The organism is Alcaligenes sp. DN25 (genome assembly GCF_023674485.1).
GTDB lineage: Bacteria > Pseudomonadota > Gammaproteobacteria > Burkholderiales > Burkholderiaceae_B > Alcaligenes > Alcaligenes phenolicus.
Genome location: NZ_CP098408.1, coordinates 1,653,565 through 1,670,696 on the forward strand (window position 1 = coordinate 1,653,565; position 17,132 = coordinate 1,670,696).

18 protein-coding genes are annotated in these 17,132 nt (G+C 54.1%); 17 read left to right on the plus strand and 1 reads right to left on the minus strand.

Translation table 11 applies throughout. From position 1 onward, the window contains the following. Positions 1 to 16 precede the first annotated feature (16 nt). The 15 genes from NBV64_RS07660 (at position 17) to NBV64_RS07730 (ending at position 15,478) form a co-directional block, all read left to right on the plus strand. Entirely contained in the window at positions 17 to 1,837 is a 1,821-nt protein-coding gene (locus NBV64_RS07660; RefSeq protein WP_160289034.1) for a phage tail tape measure C-terminal domain-containing protein, read from the plus strand. After that, positions 1,834 to 2,175: a phage tail protein gene (locus tag NBV64_RS07665; protein WP_051316388.1), complete on the plus strand. Its 342-nt coding sequence runs from the start codon at positions 1,834 to 1,836 to the stop codon at positions 2,173 to 2,175. Before NBV64_RS07660 ends, NBV64_RS07665 begins: the two co-directional genes overlap by 4 nt. Next, positions 2,172 to 2,915: a phage minor tail protein L gene (locus NBV64_RS07670; RefSeq protein WP_250757012.1), complete on the plus strand. Its 744-nt coding sequence runs from the start codon at positions 2,172 to 2,174 to the stop codon at positions 2,913 to 2,915. Before NBV64_RS07665 ends, NBV64_RS07670 begins: the two co-directional genes overlap by 4 nt. 175 nt (positions 2,916 to 3,090) lie before the next feature. Then, a complete protein-coding gene (locus NBV64_RS07675; protein ID WP_250757013.1) occupies positions 3,091 to 3,873 on the plus strand; it encodes a C40 family peptidase in 783 nt (260 codons plus the stop codon). A 14-nt stretch (positions 3,874 to 3,887) separates the two neighbouring features. After that, a complete protein-coding gene (locus NBV64_RS07680; RefSeq protein WP_250757014.1) occupies positions 3,888 to 4,475 on the plus strand; it encodes a tail assembly protein in 588 nt (195 codons plus the stop codon). Further along, complete coding sequence (locus tag NBV64_RS07685; protein WP_250757015.1) at positions 4,475 to 9,802, plus strand: TipJ family phage tail tip protein; 5,328 nt, start codon at positions 4,475 to 4,477, stop codon at positions 9,800 to 9,802. Before NBV64_RS07680 ends, NBV64_RS07685 begins: the two co-directional genes overlap by 1 nt. Before the next feature lie 25 nt (positions 9,803 to 9,827). Beyond that, a complete protein-coding gene (locus NBV64_RS07690; protein ID WP_250757016.1) occupies positions 9,828 to 10,196 on the plus strand; it encodes a hypothetical protein in 369 nt (122 codons plus the stop codon). A gap of 50 nt (positions 10,197 to 10,246) precedes the next feature. Then, complete coding sequence (locus NBV64_RS07695; protein WP_250757017.1) at positions 10,247 to 10,588, plus strand: hypothetical protein; 342 nt, start codon at positions 10,247 to 10,249, stop codon at positions 10,586 to 10,588. After that, positions 10,575 to 12,062, plus strand: coding sequence for a hypothetical protein (locus tag NBV64_RS07700; protein ID WP_250757018.1), 1,488 nt, complete (start codon positions 10,575 to 10,577; stop codon positions 12,060 to 12,062). Before NBV64_RS07695 ends, NBV64_RS07700 begins: the two co-directional genes overlap by 14 nt. Before the next feature lie 112 nt (positions 12,063 to 12,174). Further along, positions 12,175 to 13,410, plus strand: a complete 1,236-nt coding sequence (locus NBV64_RS07705) for a hypothetical protein (protein ID WP_009459877.1) — start codon at positions 12,175 to 12,177, stop codon at positions 13,408 to 13,410. Beyond that, positions 13,410 to 13,826, plus strand: a complete 417-nt coding sequence (locus tag NBV64_RS07710; RefSeq protein ID WP_009459875.1) for a hypothetical protein — start codon at positions 13,410 to 13,412, stop codon at positions 13,824 to 13,826. The genes NBV64_RS07705 and NBV64_RS07710 overlap by 1 nt, the downstream gene beginning before the upstream one ends. Beyond that, entirely contained in the window at positions 13,810 to 14,235 is a 426-nt protein-coding gene (locus NBV64_RS07715) for a DUF4376 domain-containing protein (RefSeq protein WP_009459873.1), read from the plus strand. The genes NBV64_RS07710 and NBV64_RS07715 overlap by 17 nt, the downstream gene beginning before the upstream one ends. A gap of 121 nt (positions 14,236 to 14,356) precedes the next feature. After that, on the plus strand, positions 14,357 to 14,581 hold the full coding sequence (locus NBV64_RS07720) for a twin-arginine translocase TatA/TatE family subunit (protein WP_009459872.1): 225 nt from the start codon (positions 14,357 to 14,359) through the stop codon (positions 14,579 to 14,581). Further along, complete coding sequence (locus NBV64_RS07725; protein WP_009459871.1) at positions 14,565 to 15,023, plus strand: lysozyme; 459 nt, start codon at positions 14,565 to 14,567, stop codon at positions 15,021 to 15,023. The genes NBV64_RS07720 and NBV64_RS07725 overlap by 17 nt, the downstream gene beginning before the upstream one ends. Next, a complete protein-coding gene (locus NBV64_RS07730) occupies positions 15,002 to 15,478 on the plus strand; it encodes a DUF2514 family protein (protein WP_250757019.1) in 477 nt (158 codons plus the stop codon). The genes NBV64_RS07725 and NBV64_RS07730 overlap by 22 nt, the downstream gene beginning before the upstream one ends. 45 nt (positions 15,479 to 15,523) lie before the next feature. On the opposite strand, the gene NBV64_RS07735 is transcribed toward NBV64_RS07730, so the two are convergent. Beyond that, positions 15,524 to 16,054 (minus strand): P-loop NTPase family protein, encoded by a 531-nt coding sequence (locus NBV64_RS07735; RefSeq protein WP_250757020.1) that lies wholly within the window; start codon positions 16,052 to 16,054, stop codon positions 15,524 to 15,526. 124 nt (positions 16,055 to 16,178) lie between these two features. Between NBV64_RS07735 and NBV64_RS07740 the strand changes: the two genes are divergently transcribed. Together NBV64_RS07740 and NBV64_RS07745 are read left to right on the plus strand one after the other, a co-directional pair. Then, positions 16,179 to 16,544, plus strand: coding sequence for a YgiW/YdeI family stress tolerance OB fold protein (locus NBV64_RS07740; RefSeq protein WP_250757021.1), 366 nt, complete (start codon positions 16,179 to 16,181; stop codon positions 16,542 to 16,544). Positions 16,545 to 16,662: 118 nt separating this feature from the next. Continuing rightward, complete coding sequence (locus NBV64_RS07745; RefSeq protein WP_021446759.1) at positions 16,663 to 17,007, plus strand: DMT family protein; 345 nt, start codon at positions 16,663 to 16,665, stop codon at positions 17,005 to 17,007. Positions 17,008 to 17,132 lie beyond the last annotated feature (125 nt).

The window sequence follows — 17,132 nt, forward strand, 5'->3', positions numbered from 1 at the left end:
CATGGACCCCAAAAATATGAAACAGCAGATTGCGGATCTGGAAAAGGCAATGAAGGCGCTTGATAAAGCGGGCCTTCGTCTTTCAGTGACGACTGTCAAAGCTGGCAACGCACTTGCTGATGCAGGGAATCAGTTTGCCCTGGTTGGGAAAAAGGCCAAAGCCAGTGCGCAAGCCATCGATCAGTTTATTCAGGCTTTGGATAAAGCCTTGCCCAAACGTCCTGTGGCGTCTCAGCCCCCCATTGTGGTGGTGAATACGGTTGCCCCCCCTGCAGCAGCCCCCAGTCGACCAGTGAATGCACCGTCTACGGCGCCTTCTCCCGCTCCAGCCAGCGCAGCGCCCAAGAAGGCTCCAGCTTCCTCTGGTAATTCCAGAAAGAGTGAGGAGGACAAGGGATGGAATGCAGGTCGTCAAGCGGCGATTGCCAAATACATCGAGGCAGCCTCTGATATGGCTACTCCGATGGAAAGCATTGTGACCAATGCCTTTACCAATCTGGAAAAAAGTCTGTTCGACTTCGTCAAGACAGGCAAATTCAACTGGAATACCTTGTTGGTCGGCGTAGCGGATGAGGCGCTGCGCATGTTGATCAAGGCCGGCATTGGAGCGGTGCTGGAGGCGATCAGCGGGCCGAAGAAAAAAGAAGATGACGCTGCCGCCAAGGCCACCAAAGCAGTTCAGGATAAAGCCGAGCAGATACCTGCTGCGGCGGCGCAGGACTGTGTGCCTTGTTGTTGCACCGGTGGAAGCCCTCTTGCTCCCATGCCGGATCCAGGGACGAATTTGTATGGTTTGCGTGTACCCGGCCTGACCCGGTTTGCGAATCCGAATGAAGACATAAATGCCCCCATGTTCGGCACCCGCTTGCCGGGCTATGGTAGCTATCCAGCCATGCCAGGAACCCCGACTCCCGGGTTTGGTACGTACTCCAATATGTTTGGTTCGCGCCTGCCCGGGTTTGGTGCAGACCCTTTTTCTTTGGATGGGCATGTGCCGGGCTTGGGTGGGATGAGCGGACCTGGTCCTGCATACGGCGGAAGTGGATCATTCTTTGGACCACAACCGGGGGCTTCGCTTGGGGGGGCTGGTTCTTCGGAGAGTTCGGGTACCTCTTTCTTTACCGAAGAGCTGCGCAAGTTTGCAGCGACTGCAATTGATGTGTCCGCGCTGACGCAGCAGGTGTTTGAGACAGCTTTTGAGAATATCGAACAAACCCTGTTCAATTTTGTGAAAACAGGTGAGCTGGATCTACGTGGCCTGTTTGTTGGGATCAGTGACGAGGTCTTGAAGATGCTGATCAAGATCGGTGTGCGTATGGCGGTCAATGCAATGCTGGGTGAAACCATAGGTGCAACAACTACCACGACCAGTGCCGCTCAAGCCGCCACTATTGCAGCGGCTTGGAGTGGGCCAGCGACCTTGGTGTCTTTGGCTACCCAAGGTGCCAATGCTGTCCCGGCATCTTTAGGAATAGCAAATACTTTTGCTTTGACGAATCTTATGGGTGTTGCTCATAAAGGTATCGATCGTGTGCCGTATGAGGGAACCTGGTTGCTGGATAAAGGTGAGCGTGTGTTGAGTGCCCGTCAGAACTCGGATCTGACGGATTACCTGCAGGACGCCGGTAGTGACCCAGGGCAGGCCGGAGCTCAAGGATTCCAGATCAATGTGGCAGTCAATATGTCGCAAAGCGATGGCCAGACGCAGGTGGATGGCGACGATATGCAGGGCCGGCAGTTGGGGACGCTGATTGCTGCTCAAGTGCAGCAGACTTTGTCGCGTGAAATGCGACAAGGCGGCTTGTTATGGAATCAACGCAATGGATATTCACGATGATGGAAACATTTACTTGGCTGCCTGAGCAAAAGGCAATTTCTGAAGAGGTTCAGTACCGTGTGCTCTCCGCTCGTTTTGGTGACGGGTATGAGCAAAGCGCAGGTGCTGGTCTGAACCCGCGACGGTCTGGCTGGTCTTTGATGTTTGTCGGTACCGAAGAAAAGATGGGGCCTATTCAGGAGTTCCTGGACCGTCATGGCGAGGGACGCGCTTTTCTCTGGACTCCACCAGGCTGGAGTGAGGCTATGGTGGTGCAGTGTCGCGGTTATACCAAAACCCATAGAGGTGGCCCTGTTTGGCAGTTGTCACTCGGTTTTGAACAAGGATTTCGACCATGAGCATAACGGCAGATATTCAAAAACTGGAGCCAGGCACCATTGTTGAAGTGTTTGAACTGGACGCGGAGGAAATCGGTGCCGGTACCTTGCGTTTTCACGGCTACCCGCAAGAGACTCCGATTTGGTGGCAGGGAGAGCGCTACGAGCCCTGGGCTATTCAAGCCAGCGGTTTTCAGCGTACGGGAGAGGGTCGTCAGCCAACGCCTAGTATTCAGGTAGGCAATATTGGTGTGGATGAGAGTGGCAAGAAAATTCCGGGTGTGATTTCTGCCATGTGTCGCTTGTATGGTGATTTGGTTGGTGCAAGGTTTATCCGTCACCGTACCTTGGCCAAGTATCTGGATGCAGCCAACTTCCCTGAAGGTAACCCGACCGCAGACCCGACCCAGGCATTTCCGCCGGAGGTCTGGTTGATTGAACAGCGTGTCGCCAGCAATGCTCAGCTTGTAGAGTTTGAGCTGTCCAGTCCCCTGGACTTTCAGGGGCAGCAATTGCCAGGTCGCCAGATCATGACGTATTGCTCCTGGACGCGTGTGGGCGGCTACCGTGGTCCGTATTGTGGCTATACCGGCTCGGCCATGTTCGACAAGAACGATCAACCCGTACAGGATCCGGCCCTGGATCGTTGCCCCGGTTTTGTACGTAGTTGCCAGTTGCGCTGGGCCAGTGTCCAGAATTGTCGGCCAGAGGAAGCCGAGATCTCTTTTGGTGGTGAACCGGCTGCTGACCGAGTGCGATAAGGATGAGCTCGGGCCGTCGTATTTGTCTTCTGGTAAGCGGTAGTTGGCTACTGGAGGGTGGGCACTGCGGGCCAAGCTTCAACCGATAGGCGAGCCAGGTTGTGGTGTTCGGGGTTTCTTGATTTCAGTAAAGCGTTGGACGACCGCCATGGGCGGTTTTTTTTATGGGTGTCGTATGAATAAAAAAACCATAGAAGCGATTAATGCGCACGCCTTGGCCGAGTATCCACGCGAAGCAGTGGGCTTTGTGGTGGCCAAGGGGCGCAAGGAAATGTATGTGCCAGGAGTGAATGTGGCCGCTGAGCCTGAAGACTACTTTGCCACCCGTCCGCAAGACTGGGTACAGGCCCAGGAGCAGGGTGAGTTGATTGCCTTTGTGCATTCGCATCCGAACATGCCCGCAGTGCCCAGTCAGGCTGATCGGGTGGCATGCGAGGCAATGGCCGAACACGTCAAACCTCTGGAGTGGCTGATTGTGTCGGTGATGCCTGGCGATGATGGTCCCCGGATTGAGGGCATGGAGTCTTTTTGTCCCGAGGGTTATCAGGCTCCCTTGATCGGCCGTCAGTTCTATCACGGTGTGCTCGATTGCTACACCTTGATACAGGACTTTTATCGCCGGGAAAGGGCAATCGCTTTACCAGACTTTGAGCGTGAGGATGGTTGGTGGGAGGGAGGGGACGAGTTGTACTTGGATAACTTTGCAAAAGCGGGCTTTGTTGAGGTCGAAGACGGTCCTAAAACAGGCGATGTGATCTTGATGCAGTTACGTAGTGAGCGGGTCAACCATGCGGGAATTTATCTCGGGGCAGAGCCTTTGGCAGAAGCTTCTTATCTGCATCCGGTACCCGATGCCATGTTGCACCATGCCTACGGCTACTTGTCAGAGCGTGTGCCTTACGGCGGTTATTGGGCGCAGATTACTCGCAAGATTATTCGACATAAGGAGTTGTTGTGATGATGACAGCATCAATGGATCAAGAACTGCGAACCATACGGCTGTATGGCAAGCTTGGCAGCCGTTTTGGACGGGTGCATCGTTTGGCCGTCAATTCCCTGGCCGAAGCCGTAAGGGCTTTGTGTGTGCTGTTGCCAGGATTTGAGCAGGAGTTGATGACTTCGTGTGAGCGGGGGATCTCGTACGCCTGCTTTCTTTCCAAGATGAACATCAATGAAGAAGCGCTTCACGCCCCGGTGGGCCAGGATGAAATACGGATTGCCCCTGTCATGCAAGGCGCCAAGCGAGGGGGGCTGTTTCAAACTATTTTGGGTGTGGGGCTTTTTGTAGCAGGGTTTCTGATGCCACCAAGCTGGGCAGTTTTGGGCAAGGGCTTGATGATTGCTGGTGCAGGGCTGGCCCTGGGAGGAGTGTTTCAAATGATTTCTCCTATGCAGCAAGGCCTGGGTACAGAAGACCGTCCAGAAAACAAGCCTTCCTACAACTTTAATGGGCCAGTCAATACAACGGCTCAAGGTAATCCTATTCCGCTCGGTTATGGACGAAAGTTTGTTGGTAGTGCTGTTGTGTCTGCCGGGATTTACTCAGAGGATCAGATGTGATGCGACTTCTTGATTACAACATTGCGGCGCCTGAGGGCGCCGTTCCTGTTTCGGGTGGCTACAGCGTTAAAGGCCACAAGGGTGGTAAAGGAGGGGGGGGCTCCACACGAACACCAGTTGAAGATGCAGATAACCTGCATAGTATTGCTTACGCTTCTATTGTCGACTTGATCAGTGCGGGCCCAATTCATGGCTTTGCGCATGAAAATAGCCCGCTACGTTCTGTATACCTGGATAACACGCCGATTCAAAATGAGGATGGCAGCTTGAATTTCCAGGATGTTCAAATGGAGTTTCGAGCCGGGACGCAAGACCAAAGCTATATACCTGGTTTTCCAGCCGCTGAGTCTACTACGGCTGTGAATGTGGAGTTGCGTTCTGATCAGCCGTTTACACGCGCCATCCAGAATATTCATATTTCTGGTTTGCGAGTGGGATTGTCGGTGCGAGGTCTCAAACAGCAATCCAAGAAAACAGGTGATATCACAGGGTATCGAGTTGAATATGTGATTGAGCTGTCTACAGACAATTCGGCTTTTGTTGAAGTGTTGCGCGCTTCCTTTGATGGCAAGACCACTCAACAGTACTCCCGCAGCCATCGTATTGATTTACCCCGTGCGACGACAGGCTGGTCAGTCCGTGTGCGTAGACTGACCGCTAATGCCAGTAACTCGACCATTAGTGATACGACGTATGTGGACTCGATTACCGAGGTGACCGATGCCAAGCTTCGTCGCCCCATGTCAGCATGCATAGGCCTGCGAGTTAATGCCAAGCAGTTTCAAAGTATTCCGTCTCGTGCTTTTGATCTGTATCTACGTGTTGTCCGTGTTCCTAGCAACTACGATGCCTGGACTCATACCTATAGTGGTAGTTGGGATGGTACGTTCAAAATGTCCTGGACGGACAATCCTGCCTGGGTTTTTTATGACTTGGCGACTAATGCATGCGACGGTTTAGGGCGCTTGTTGCCAGCCTCCTGGTTGGATAAATGGGCCTTGTATCAGATTGCTCAGTATTGTGATGAGCAAGTTCCCGATGGTAAAGGAGGTACTGAACCACGCTTCTCTTGCAACGTGTATTTGCAGGATAAGGCTGAGGCCTGGAGAGTGTTGCAGGATCTGGCCTCTGTTTTTCGAGGCATAGCCTATTATGCTCAGGGAACTGTGTTGGCCGTGGCGGACATGCCGCGCGATTCCGTATACACCTACTCCAATGCCAATGTTGTGGATGGCATATTTAATTATTCAGGGTCCAGTCTCGCAACCCGTTATACCGTTGCCCTTGTGTCCTGGAATGATGAAACGGACATGGGCAGAGCCAAGGTTGAAGTGCTTGAAGACCCTGACGGCATTGCACGTTACGGTGTTCGACAACTGGAGCTGACTGCTTTTGGGTGTACGTCCCAGGGGCAGGCACAGCGCATGGGGCGAAGTGCCTTGTTTACCTCCCGGATGGAAACTGAAACGGTTACTTTCGGCGTTGGTTTGTCAGGGACACTCGCACAGCCTGGGCAAATTATTGAGATTGCGGATGCTCATTTGGCTGGGCGTCGTATTGGTGGTTTGGTACGGTCTGCCACCAAATCGGAAGTCATGCTGGATGCCACAGTGAAGGTTGCTGCTGGAGATCGTCTGACTGTTGTGTTGTCAGATGGTGTGTCGCAGTCACGTCCCATTGTGATTTCCTCGCAAGCGGCTACTGAAACCCAAACTGTACAAGTTGACCCGCCCTTTAGCCTGGAGCCAGAACCAGAAGCGGCATGGGCTATTAGTGCAGCCGATCTGTCGACCCAGAAGTATCGGGTTATCAGTGTTGCCGAAGACGGCGATCTTAAGTACACCATCCATGCTGTCCAGTATGTGGATGGAAAACATGCCGCGATCGACTATGAAACCCGCGTGGAAACTCCACCGGTTAGCGTTGTTCCCCCGCCTGTTCAGAGCATTCCAGGTAATGTTTCAATCACCTCTTATCATGTCATTGATCAGGGGCAGGCCCGACATAATGCGGTGATTTCCTGGGACGCTGTTCCCAATGCTGTTGCCTATGAGGTGCAGTGGCGTCGGGATAATTCCGAGTGGGTTGTAGTTCCGCGTACGGGCTCCACCAGTGTCGAAGTTCCTAACATCTATGCAGGTGCGTATCGTGCACGTGTACGTGCGATTAACGTTCTGGATGTGTCCAGCCTGTGGGGCAACTCAGATCTGACAGAGTTGTCTGGTAAGTTGTCTGCCCCTTTGCCTGTGACCGACCTGAGGACCAGCTCCATTCCTTGGGGTATACAAGTCAAATGGAGTTTTCCAGCGGATCCGAACATCATTGAGCGCACCGAGATCAGGTATAGCTCGACACAAAGCTTTGCAGATTCGCTGAGTGCCGGTGGTTTTGCGTATCCGACGGACTCATTCGAGCAAACAGGTTTGGCGGTGACGGCTCAGCATTTCTTCTGGGCACGTCTGATCGATAAAAACGGGACTCAAGGACCGTGGTTCCCGGCAGAGTCAAATCCTGGTATTCGTGGTGTGCCTTCTACATCGGCCAGTGAGTATAACGAGCTGATCACTCCATCCATTGTGGAGGGCGGCCTGGGTGAATTGCTGATGGGTGACATCCGCGATATCCCCAAAATCCGCGATTCCGTGGGAGATCTGACTCTTGAGCTTGGTGAGCTGAATCAACGGGTTGATGAGGTCAATGGCCAAGTACAAGAGCTGCTTCTTGCTGATAAATGGGATTCGAAAAAAGCCTATGCAGCCGGTTCTGTCGTCTTTGCCAATGACAAGATGTACCGCGCTAAAAAGGCTGTACCGGCAGGCAAGAAGATAACGGATGCGGCGTATTGGGGGCTGATCGGAGACTTTGCCTCGATCACTGATGGTCTTGCTGCTTTGGCGGTCCAGTCGCAGGAGACGATCAGCCGGGTGGAGAGTGCTGAAGGCCGGATTCAGGCTAATGCTCAGCAGATCAATACAGTCGCAGGCCAGGTGAATGATCCGGTAACGGGTCTTGGTGCCTTGGGTTCCTCCGTGCAATCCATGCGCACTCAGGTCGAGCAGCTGGAGGGCGGCCTGCGCTCCTTGTCTGACTCCACCACCGCGCTGTCCAGCAAGGTGGATGGCCTGGATGCAGCGCAGCGTGGCTTGGCAACGGCCGTTAATTCCTTGGGTACCCGTGTGACGGCGACCGAGGGCAAGCTTGATGCACAAGCAAGCAGCATCACGCAGTTAACGACCAGCGTGAATAGCGCCGATGCCAAAGCCGTTGCGGCGCAGGATGCGGCAGCGGCTGCCGCCACTACCGCTGGGGCAAAAGGGGAGGTGATCTTTGCAACAGCAGCTCCTGCGGCTGCCAAGCGCTTGACACAAAATCTGTGGATCGACACTAAAAACAATGCCAATACGCCCAAGCGCTGGAATGGCAGTGCCTGGTTGGCGGTTACCGACAAGGCCGCTACCGATGCTGCGGCAGCAGCTGTAGCCGCAAAAGAGGCGGCAGATGCGGCACAGGCCACTGCAAATCAGAAAGCAGATGCTACGGCAGTTAACGCGCTGACGACTCGCGTTGAGCAGGCCGAAGACAGTATTTCCAGTCAGGGCGAGAGCATCACTCAGTTAGAAGCAGAACTTGGTGCGTTGTCGGCACCGTCAGGTAACCTACTTCTCGATTCAAATGTGGAGCTTGTGCGGTCCACGCCGATATATCTGTTTGGTCGTTACGACTTGGTGGAGGATTTTGAGTCAGGGCAGGACTATACCCTTGTTGTCTGCTATACCCACAAGCCAGCCAGTGGCGACACATCGTCTGCTATCGGTATTTGGGCGGGAGGCAGCTCGCAGCAGGTGGGAGAGCTGGATAAGGACGTCACTCGGAGCGTGCAAGTCCTCAAGTTCACAAAGAGCACGGCCAACGCTCAGCCTAAAGAGCTGCGTTTCTATTACGTTCCCTCGCCCGGCACCCACGCAGGCGAGGCTGTCATTCATTGGGCAACGCTCTATAAAGGAGCGGTTATTCCGGCCATGGAGTGGCAGCCGAGCCTGGCCAATTTGCAGACGCAAACTCAGGCGAACACCAGCGCAGTTGATGGATTGTCAACGAAGGTGACTCAGCATGGCAATACGATCACTTCTCAGGGAGAGAGCCTGACTGCGTTGCAAAATGAGGTTCGAGATCCAAGCACGGGCTTAGCAGCAACCGCCGGTGCCCTGAACGACACTAAGACACGCGTGTCAGACGTGGAGGGCAAGCAGGAGGCAATGTCCAGTCATCAAATGGTGCTCAATGCTGAAATCAAGCGCCAACAAGCGGGTGAAGATGCCTATCTTGAAAGCGTGTTGAATCAGTACCAGACAAACGTGGGGCTGACACAGGCGCGTGCCGCATTGTCTGAGTTTAGTAACGTGCAGGCCGAGGAGAATCGGGCATTGGCTGAGTCCATTCGCATTGTCCAGGCAGAACTGGGTGGGGTGGCTGGGCAGGCAAGCGCGGCATCAGCCGCTGTTCAGGAAACGCTGCAGGCGCTTGTAGAGCTGGAGGGCGAGTTCACGAAAGTATCGGCAGCGTGGGGGATCAAACTACAAGCTAACGCCAACGGCGTGCGGTATGTCGCAGGGGTCGGCCTGGACCTGACCAACGAGTCTGGCGTGATGCAGTCCACGTTCGCAGTGTTAGCTGACCGCTTTGCTGTCATGCATGCGACCAACGGTGATCCGGTCACGGTGTTTTCGGTACAGGGTGGGGCCAGCATTCTGAATACGGCGCTAATTGGCTTTGCGTCGATTACGGAAGCCAAAATTGCTGACGGTGCTATTTCGCGGGCGAAGATCCAGGACGCTGCCATTGGGCACGCTCAGATCGAAAATGCCGCAATTACCAGCGGCAAAATCCGCGATGCGGCGATTACACGCGCCAAGATTGGGCTTGCTGAGGTCGATACGCTGAGGATTGCCGGTAACTCAGTCACCATGCACGCAGCACGATCCGGCTCCGGGAGTTTAGTCATTAACACAGCCCATGGCGGTATAGCCAATATCATGGTGTTCTATAACGGTACTGCTTCGTCGTCAACTGTTCGACACAACAAGATCGTTATTCGTGTGAACGGATGGATACTGGCCCAGTTTCCCGCTTTGCATATCTACTCGGGCAACTCTTATCTGCCCAACATTGAGAACCCTATCTCAAAGGTAGTGAGCACGGAGCTGAATGCTGGGAATAACACCATAGACGTGTGGGCCGCAGACGTTAGCTGGAGACCGGGTATCGACCCAACCCCACCGCCGCTGCTTTCCGCCGTGGATACGGTCGTACTGTTTAATATGAGGTGAATATATGCGACCAAAATATGAATCCGTGACACTGTTTATGCCGGGCACAGGCCGGTTTAACGGGGTAGTTAAGGGGCACCCAGATTATGTTCTGGCCCCTACTATGGTTGCCTGGACGGGGGGAGTCGCTCCGGGCGCGCTTGATGATTCGTGGTGGTTCTACGGTGGGCAGGCGCGTCGGCGTCCGGCTTGCCCGGTCGTGGCAGAGGGCCTGGTGCTGCGCGGGGTTCGCCCAGGCAGCACAATTACTATCGAGGGCCAGCAGTACGAGTGCGCAGACGGCGGGGACGTGGAGCTGTCGTTTCAGTTCTCCGGAATGTACGAAATCACGGTCACGCGCTGGCCGTATTTGGATGGGAGTTACACCATTGAAAATCCACCACCAGCCGAATAACCACGCAGAACGCCGGCAACGGGAGTATCCGGATATTGGGGATCAGCTCGATGCAGTCTACAAGCTGGCCCGGCATTTGCAGGAGCAAGGCCAGCAACTACCGCCAGATGTTGATAAATGGGTGGCTCAATGTCGAGCCGTTAAAGAGAAATATCCAGCCGCTTGAAAAGCGGCTTTTTTATGGGCATTCAATGAACATTCATCATTCTATTGCGCAGGTTTTCGAGAACAACATGGGTAATCGAATCACGCCCGAGCTAGCTGGCGGCATGATTCGTAGCTTGATCGACATTCTCGCCACGGGCGTACAGCAGGCCGGCGATTCGCAGCAGCAGACCGAGCCGGCATCTGAGGCCCAGCTTCAGGAGGAGGGAAGTAATGGCATGGTATGACGCAGGGACAGTCAAGGTTACTGTAAACAGCGCGACGGTGACGGGTACTGGCACCAAGTGGCTGGCCGGTGCTCGGCAGGGTGAGGCCTTTGTGGCGCCAGACGGGCGTTTATACGAAGTGTTGAACATTGCCTCTGATACCTCCCTCTCGCTGACGAAACCCTATCGTGGTGCTACGGCTACGGGCCAGCCTTATGCTTTGGCCCCCATGCAAGGCTATGTCAAAGAGTTGGCAGATCGTGCAGCAGAATTGCTGCCTGCGCTGTCGGATATAGGGACAGCCGCTAAGGGGACTTTGACAACATCAACCATAGACCCCGTTGCCGGTCGCGTGATGCGAAATGCTGATTGGGGATTTGGGGGGGTGAATGGCGTAGCTGCAGATCGGAATATTTTGAATAATACGGTCAATGGTATTTATCGATCGGGTTCCACGGATGAAGGTAAGCCGGACGTCCACACTGCCGGGTCTTACTTCAGGATGGGTTGGGGTTCAACGTATTATGGCTTGCTGTATAACTCACCAATCACTGATAAATGGCACGTCCGCACAGTCAATAATGGAGCGGCAAATAGCTGGAAAGAGTTGATGACGGTGGGAGCATACGGCCTTGGGTCTACGGGGGCTGGCGACGCAGCAAGTGGTGACGCCTTTCCAGGTGGAAGTCTAGATACAGCGAGCGTCGGGTCTGGCCTGTACTATGTTCCAGCGGCAGAAGCTCAGGCAAGTGGTCTGCCAGACGGCGTGCTAAAGCAAGGTGTTGTTATGCACCGTCAGTCAGGTTCTGGTGGTGGGCAGATTTTCGTGTCGTTCAACGGAGATATGGTTGTGCGAGGTCGCCGCTCCAACTGCTATAACGGCTGGCGAGAAGTGCTGACTGCTGGGTTGTACGGATTCGGCGGTGCCCAAGCCGTTCCTGAATCTTGGGATGCGCAAAGAACTGGCTGGTACTACAAATCCGGCGCTAAGCCGGCCTGGGGTGGTGGGGCGTTTTTCCTAGATCTGGCCTACAACACAACCTACGTTAATTCCGGCTTGCGGATTTCGACTGATCCGTATACAGACAATTTCTATATGAACGGTGCGGTGTCTGGACAGAAAACGTACCGGGACGCCTGCAAACTTGTTCATGACAAAAACATTGTGGGAGATGTGACTGCCGGAGCTGTCATAAGTCAGGGGTCTAACGTTTCTGGTCAATGGGTTAGATTCGCTGATGGCACCCAAATTTGCTACGGAAATCAAGCTTTCCCTGGCAACGGATGGAATGCCAAACCTTGGCACTATCCCTTGGCATTCATAACCAGACCTGTCGTTGCTGTCAGTGGTGGAGGGGACAATGGCGGGTTTGCGGCAGCGCCAATTTTGGAGATCCAAAATACAGGAGTGATTTTCAGAAAAGTGACCGGTTCAGTTGAGAACGATAACTGGGCCGATTTTTTTGTCATCGCTATCGGAAGGTGGAAAGCATGACGTTTAAGGCTACGACAGTAGTGCCTAGTTCTAATAATTCCCGCACATGCGGGTTTTTTTTGCTGATTGTTTGTAGCCAGGTGGCAAGCATACGATACATAGGAGGATAGCAATGGCTTGGTATACCGCCGGGACCGTCAAGGTCGCCGCAAACAATGCCACGGTCACCGGAACCGGGACAAAGTGGCTTTCTGGAGCGCGTCAGGGTGAGGCATTTGTGGCACCTGATGGGCAGCTTTATGAAGTAAAGAATATTGCGTCAGACACATCTTTGACGCTGACGCAGGTTTATCGAGGTGCGTCTGCCAGTGGGCAGGCCTATGCTTTGGCTCCCATGCAGGGTTACGTCAAGGAGTTGGCAGATCGAGTCGCTTCGCTACTTCTGCTTTCCCAAACTGAATGGGAGTGGGATTCGGTTTTAAAAAAGACAGATTTGCAAGCTGCTCCTAACGATCCGACAGCCTGGAAAATTCTTACTAATGGTCGAGCATTCGGCTTGGGTAGTTTTGGGGCGGCAAACTCATATGATCATTGGCCCACGGCATCGCTTGACGATGTAGATGTCCCGGCAGGCATGTATTACGTAAGCACGGCGATTACCGACAGACCGACCACAGCGCCTGGTGTTGTATGGCATCGTCAGACCGGTACGGTGGGAGCCCAAATTTATGTCTCCTCCGATGGTGGTGTGGTTCACCGAGGGCGCCGGTCCGGAACATATCGAGCCTGGCTGAGCACCTTGAATGTCGGTGAATTTGGATTAGGTGGTGCTACAACCACCCCATCCAATGGCAGGGATAGTTCCAATCCATTTGGCTGGTACTACCAAACACGGGCGGTAACGTGGGGTGGTGGTTCTTTCTTTCTTGATATGCCCTACGGCAGCAATATGAATGCGGGGCTGCGCCTTTCTACCGATCCTTACTCCGATAACTTTTATTTAAATGGTGGGGTCTCGGGCAAGAGGGAATACCGCCCAGCCTGCAAGTTGGTTCACGACAAGAATATTGTGGGTGATGTGGCAGGTGGCTCCGTTGTGCAATCGGGGTCAAATTCAAACGGCAATTGGATACGGTTTGCCAATGGCACTCAAATTTGTCGTGGGCAAGTCACATTCAGTGGTAATGGCTGGAAGCCGTCCAGTCCAGTGATCTCTTATCCCATGGCGTTTACTGCGCCCCCCACTACGGTGATCCAGCCCCTGTCTGACGGCTCTGGATATTATGCCGTGCCTCAAATGGGGATGGGTTCAGGGGCGGGTAGTTTCTTTATTCGCGACACTGCCGGCATTGTGGATACTGGCACAAGTGCCGCAGTTGACTATGTAGCAATTGGAGTGTGGAAATAATGAATTTCATCATCAAACTATGCCCCCAGGTCCCTGTGGATATGGTCCAAAAGATCAGTCTGGAGCGTTCGGGCACCATTCTGAAAATTAACCAGGAAGAGCTTGATTTGTCCTTTATGTCCCCTGGCGATGTTCTGCCAGCCGGCGCAATCGAGCATCCCTTATTGAAGCAGGCCTCAGTTACCCGTCATGCTGACAGCGTCGAGATTGATCAACTGCTTTTTCATATCGCGGCGGATCAAACAGATCCGGCAGCATGCTTTCCTGAGCCGGTCGTGATCAGTGAGGACGGCTTGGTTGCTTTACCTGAGCAATGTCCATCGCCAGCGCCCGCCCCAGAGTTGCCTCCTGAAGCTGACTTTGAAACAAACCCTGAATCTGAAGTAAAGGAGGAAACCGATGCAGATCAATATTGATAGTAGTAAGGTCGTGACGGCAGCAGCTCAACTGCAGACGTATAAGGAAAGCAAGATTACCGCTTTGTCGGCAGCTTGCCGGGCGGCTATCAAGGACGGCTTTGAGTCCGAGGTTTTGGGTGAGCTTCACCGATACCCTAGTAATGAAACTGATCAATTGAATCTGGCTAGTAGTTTGGCTGATTCATTGTTGCCTGGTCTTGCCGCTGATTGGTCTACACCATTTTGGTGCGCGAACCAGGCCGGCGATTGGGCTATGCGTATGCATACGACCGAGCAGATTCAGCAATTGGGTCGAGAGGCCAAGGCACGCATTGTGAGTCTGATGCAGCGTAATGCGCTGTTGGCTGAGCAGGTTCAGCAAGCAAATAGCAAAGCCGAAGTGGATCAGTTTGAGTGGTCTGCGTAGACCTATCATTACTTCTTGAAAATTGTTCCCCCCGGCCCGCTTGAGCGGGTTTTTTTTATGTCTGCTGCACCCATAAAAGGGATGCAGCAGACAGGACAAATTTGAATAAGGAGAAGGGCCTGTGCTGAATAACGACGCCGCTCACCTACCCATAAGCACCGGCTCGGCCCTGCTTATTTATGGTTGGACGATGCAGGATTTTGTGCTGACTTTATGGGCGGCTTATGTGGTGATTTTGATTGTGACCAAGCTGCCGGACTTTACTCGTGCGGCCGCGCGGATTGTGGGCGGGATCCAGCGTGCCTGGCGCCAGCTCAAGGAGTGGAAGCATGGATCTGAAGACTAAGCTGGGTGCAGGGGTAGTCTCGGCGGCGATTGCTTTGGTTGCCGCCTGGGAGGGGCGCTCTTTGATCGCCTATGTGGACCCCGTCGGCATCCCGACTATCTGCGACGGCTACACACAAGGAGTCAAGCTGGGTGACATGGTCAGTCCGCAGCGTTGCGACGCCTTGACGGAGCAGGAGGTTCGTCGCGCTTTGAGTGTGGTGGATCGTTCCGTTAGCTACCCCTTGCCGGATGAGGTACGTGTAGCGCTGAGCAGCTTTGTTTACAACGTGGGGGCCGGGGCCTATGCCAATTCGACCTTGCTGCGCAAGCTACGGGTTCGGGATATAGCCGGTGCATGTCAGGAGCTGGATCGTTGGGTCTATGCCGGTGGCCGCAAACTACGGGGGTTGGAGCGGCGGCGTCAGGCCGAGAGGCAGTTATGTCTATCAAGTCTGCATTAGCAGGGGCTGCTGTTCTGGCAGCCCTTTTTTTATGGGGGGCGCTTTATGGTCAGGAGCAGTATCGCAAAGGCTATGAGCTGGCCCAGGCGCAGACCAGGGCGGCGCAGTTGCAGGCCGAGGTTCGTGCACGCTTGATGGAGCAACGATTACAAAAGGAGGTGGAGGATGTTCGAGTCACTTATCAAATGCAGCTGGATGCGGCTCAGCGTGTTGCTGTGGCTGCTCGCGCCGATCTTGACGGCTTGCACAGCAAGCTCGCCGCCGCCAATGATCGTGTCGCCGCTCAGGCTGCCCGAGCCGGACATGCGCTGGATGCAAACGCCCGAATTGCCAGCCAGCTGCGCAACGTGGTCGGCCTGTGCGCAGAGCGATATACAGAGATGGCAGGAGTTGCTGATGGATACCGGAGCGCTTTAAGCGGTTTGCAGGGGTATGTGTTGGCCTTGAGGAAATAGGGCCCCACGGATGGAAACAGCCCAAGGAGTTAGCGCTTCGTGCGCTTAGCGTTGCAGGCCTTGGGTTTGATAAAACAGTTTCAGGTCGCGAGGGCTGCCTAGTCTGACTTTAGGCAAGGTGCTTGCCTCGAAAATGCTCAAGTATTTGTGGCGATTGGGCGGGGTCACGATGGCGATATGGCGGATCATTTGCCATTTCACACTATCTTTACCGCCTTCCAGGGCTCCACGACGGTTGCGCTCAAACAGGGTGCGCCGGAAGTAGCGCAGCAGGCTGGTAGCGGTGGAGACCTCTAGCACGATGAAACCTGTAGCACGAGCCAGACGTGGGGCCAGGTGGCGCGTGTAGTTGCCTTCCATCACCCATTGTTCTTGCGCAATAGCCGCCTGGTGCAGCGCAACAAAATCTGCTTCGGGGCGGGGCACCCAGTTGCTATGGGGCAGGTGGTAGAGCTGATCCAGATGCACGGCCGGGATGGCCAGCTTGCGTGCGATCGCGTCAGCCAGGGTGGATTTACCGCTATTGGATGGGCCAAGAATGCAGATGCGGGGGCCTAAGTTCTCAAGAAGGGGCATGGTGCAATGATGGTGTGATGTCGCGCTTGGTAACAAGGCAAGCCCAACACCGCCATTTTAATTAGAACGCTGATGATATCTGCTGTTATGGTTAAGTTTCAAGCCATGAACAACAGGAGTCACTATGTCTGCTTATGTTAAATTGCGCTCGGCCGTGGCGCTGGCTTTGTTATCAGGCGCGCTGTCGTTTCCTGCCCATGCCCAGTACACGGGCCCGTCGGAGATTGGTCAAACGACGGTTGCGGAGATCCTGAAAAATCCCGTCGATGATCAGGACGTGCGGGTGCAAGGTCATCTGCTACGTCAAACGGCGCACGACAAGTTTCTGTTCTCTGATGGCAGCGGGGAAATCGTGGCGGAGATCAAGGCCAAGCATTTTGCGGGTCAGACTTTGGATGAGAAAGCCAGGGTGGAGCTGATTGGCCAGGTCGATACCAGTTCCAAGCGCCCGCCCGAAATTGAGGTGGATTTTTTGAAAGTTATGGACTGATAGCCCTTGCTTGATGCCCCGTCTTTCTGCTGCCTGATTATCCCCATAGGCGCTGCTCAAATGTGACGCTACACTGGCCGGGTCGCGGTGCAGGCCGCTTTTTATTTCCGTGTCCAGAATGGCTAAGATCCTTCCCATCTTGATGTTGGTCGTCTCCAATGTGTTCATGACCATTGCCTGGTATGGGCATCTGAAATATCCCAATAGCCCCTTGCTGAAAGTCGTTCTGATCAGCTGGGGCATTGCTTTGGTGGAGTACTGCCTGGCGGTGCCGGCTAATCGTTTGGGGCATACCGTCTACAGTGCCGCGCAGTTAAAGACCATGCAGGAGGTCATTACCTTGCTGGTGTTCGTGGTGTTCTCGGTGCTGTATCTGAAAGAGAGCTTTACGCTGAATCACCTGCTTGGCTTCACACTGATTGGTGCCGGTGCGTTTTTTATTTTTTATGGGCCGCTGAAATAAGAGCAAGCCTCATCACCGTTCAGGCATAAAAAAAAGCCTCGCATGTCGCAAGGCCTGAAGCCGGATAAATAGGGAGGTGAAAAATGTTATCCGGTATTTCCATACTACGGATGGGCAGGCTTGCT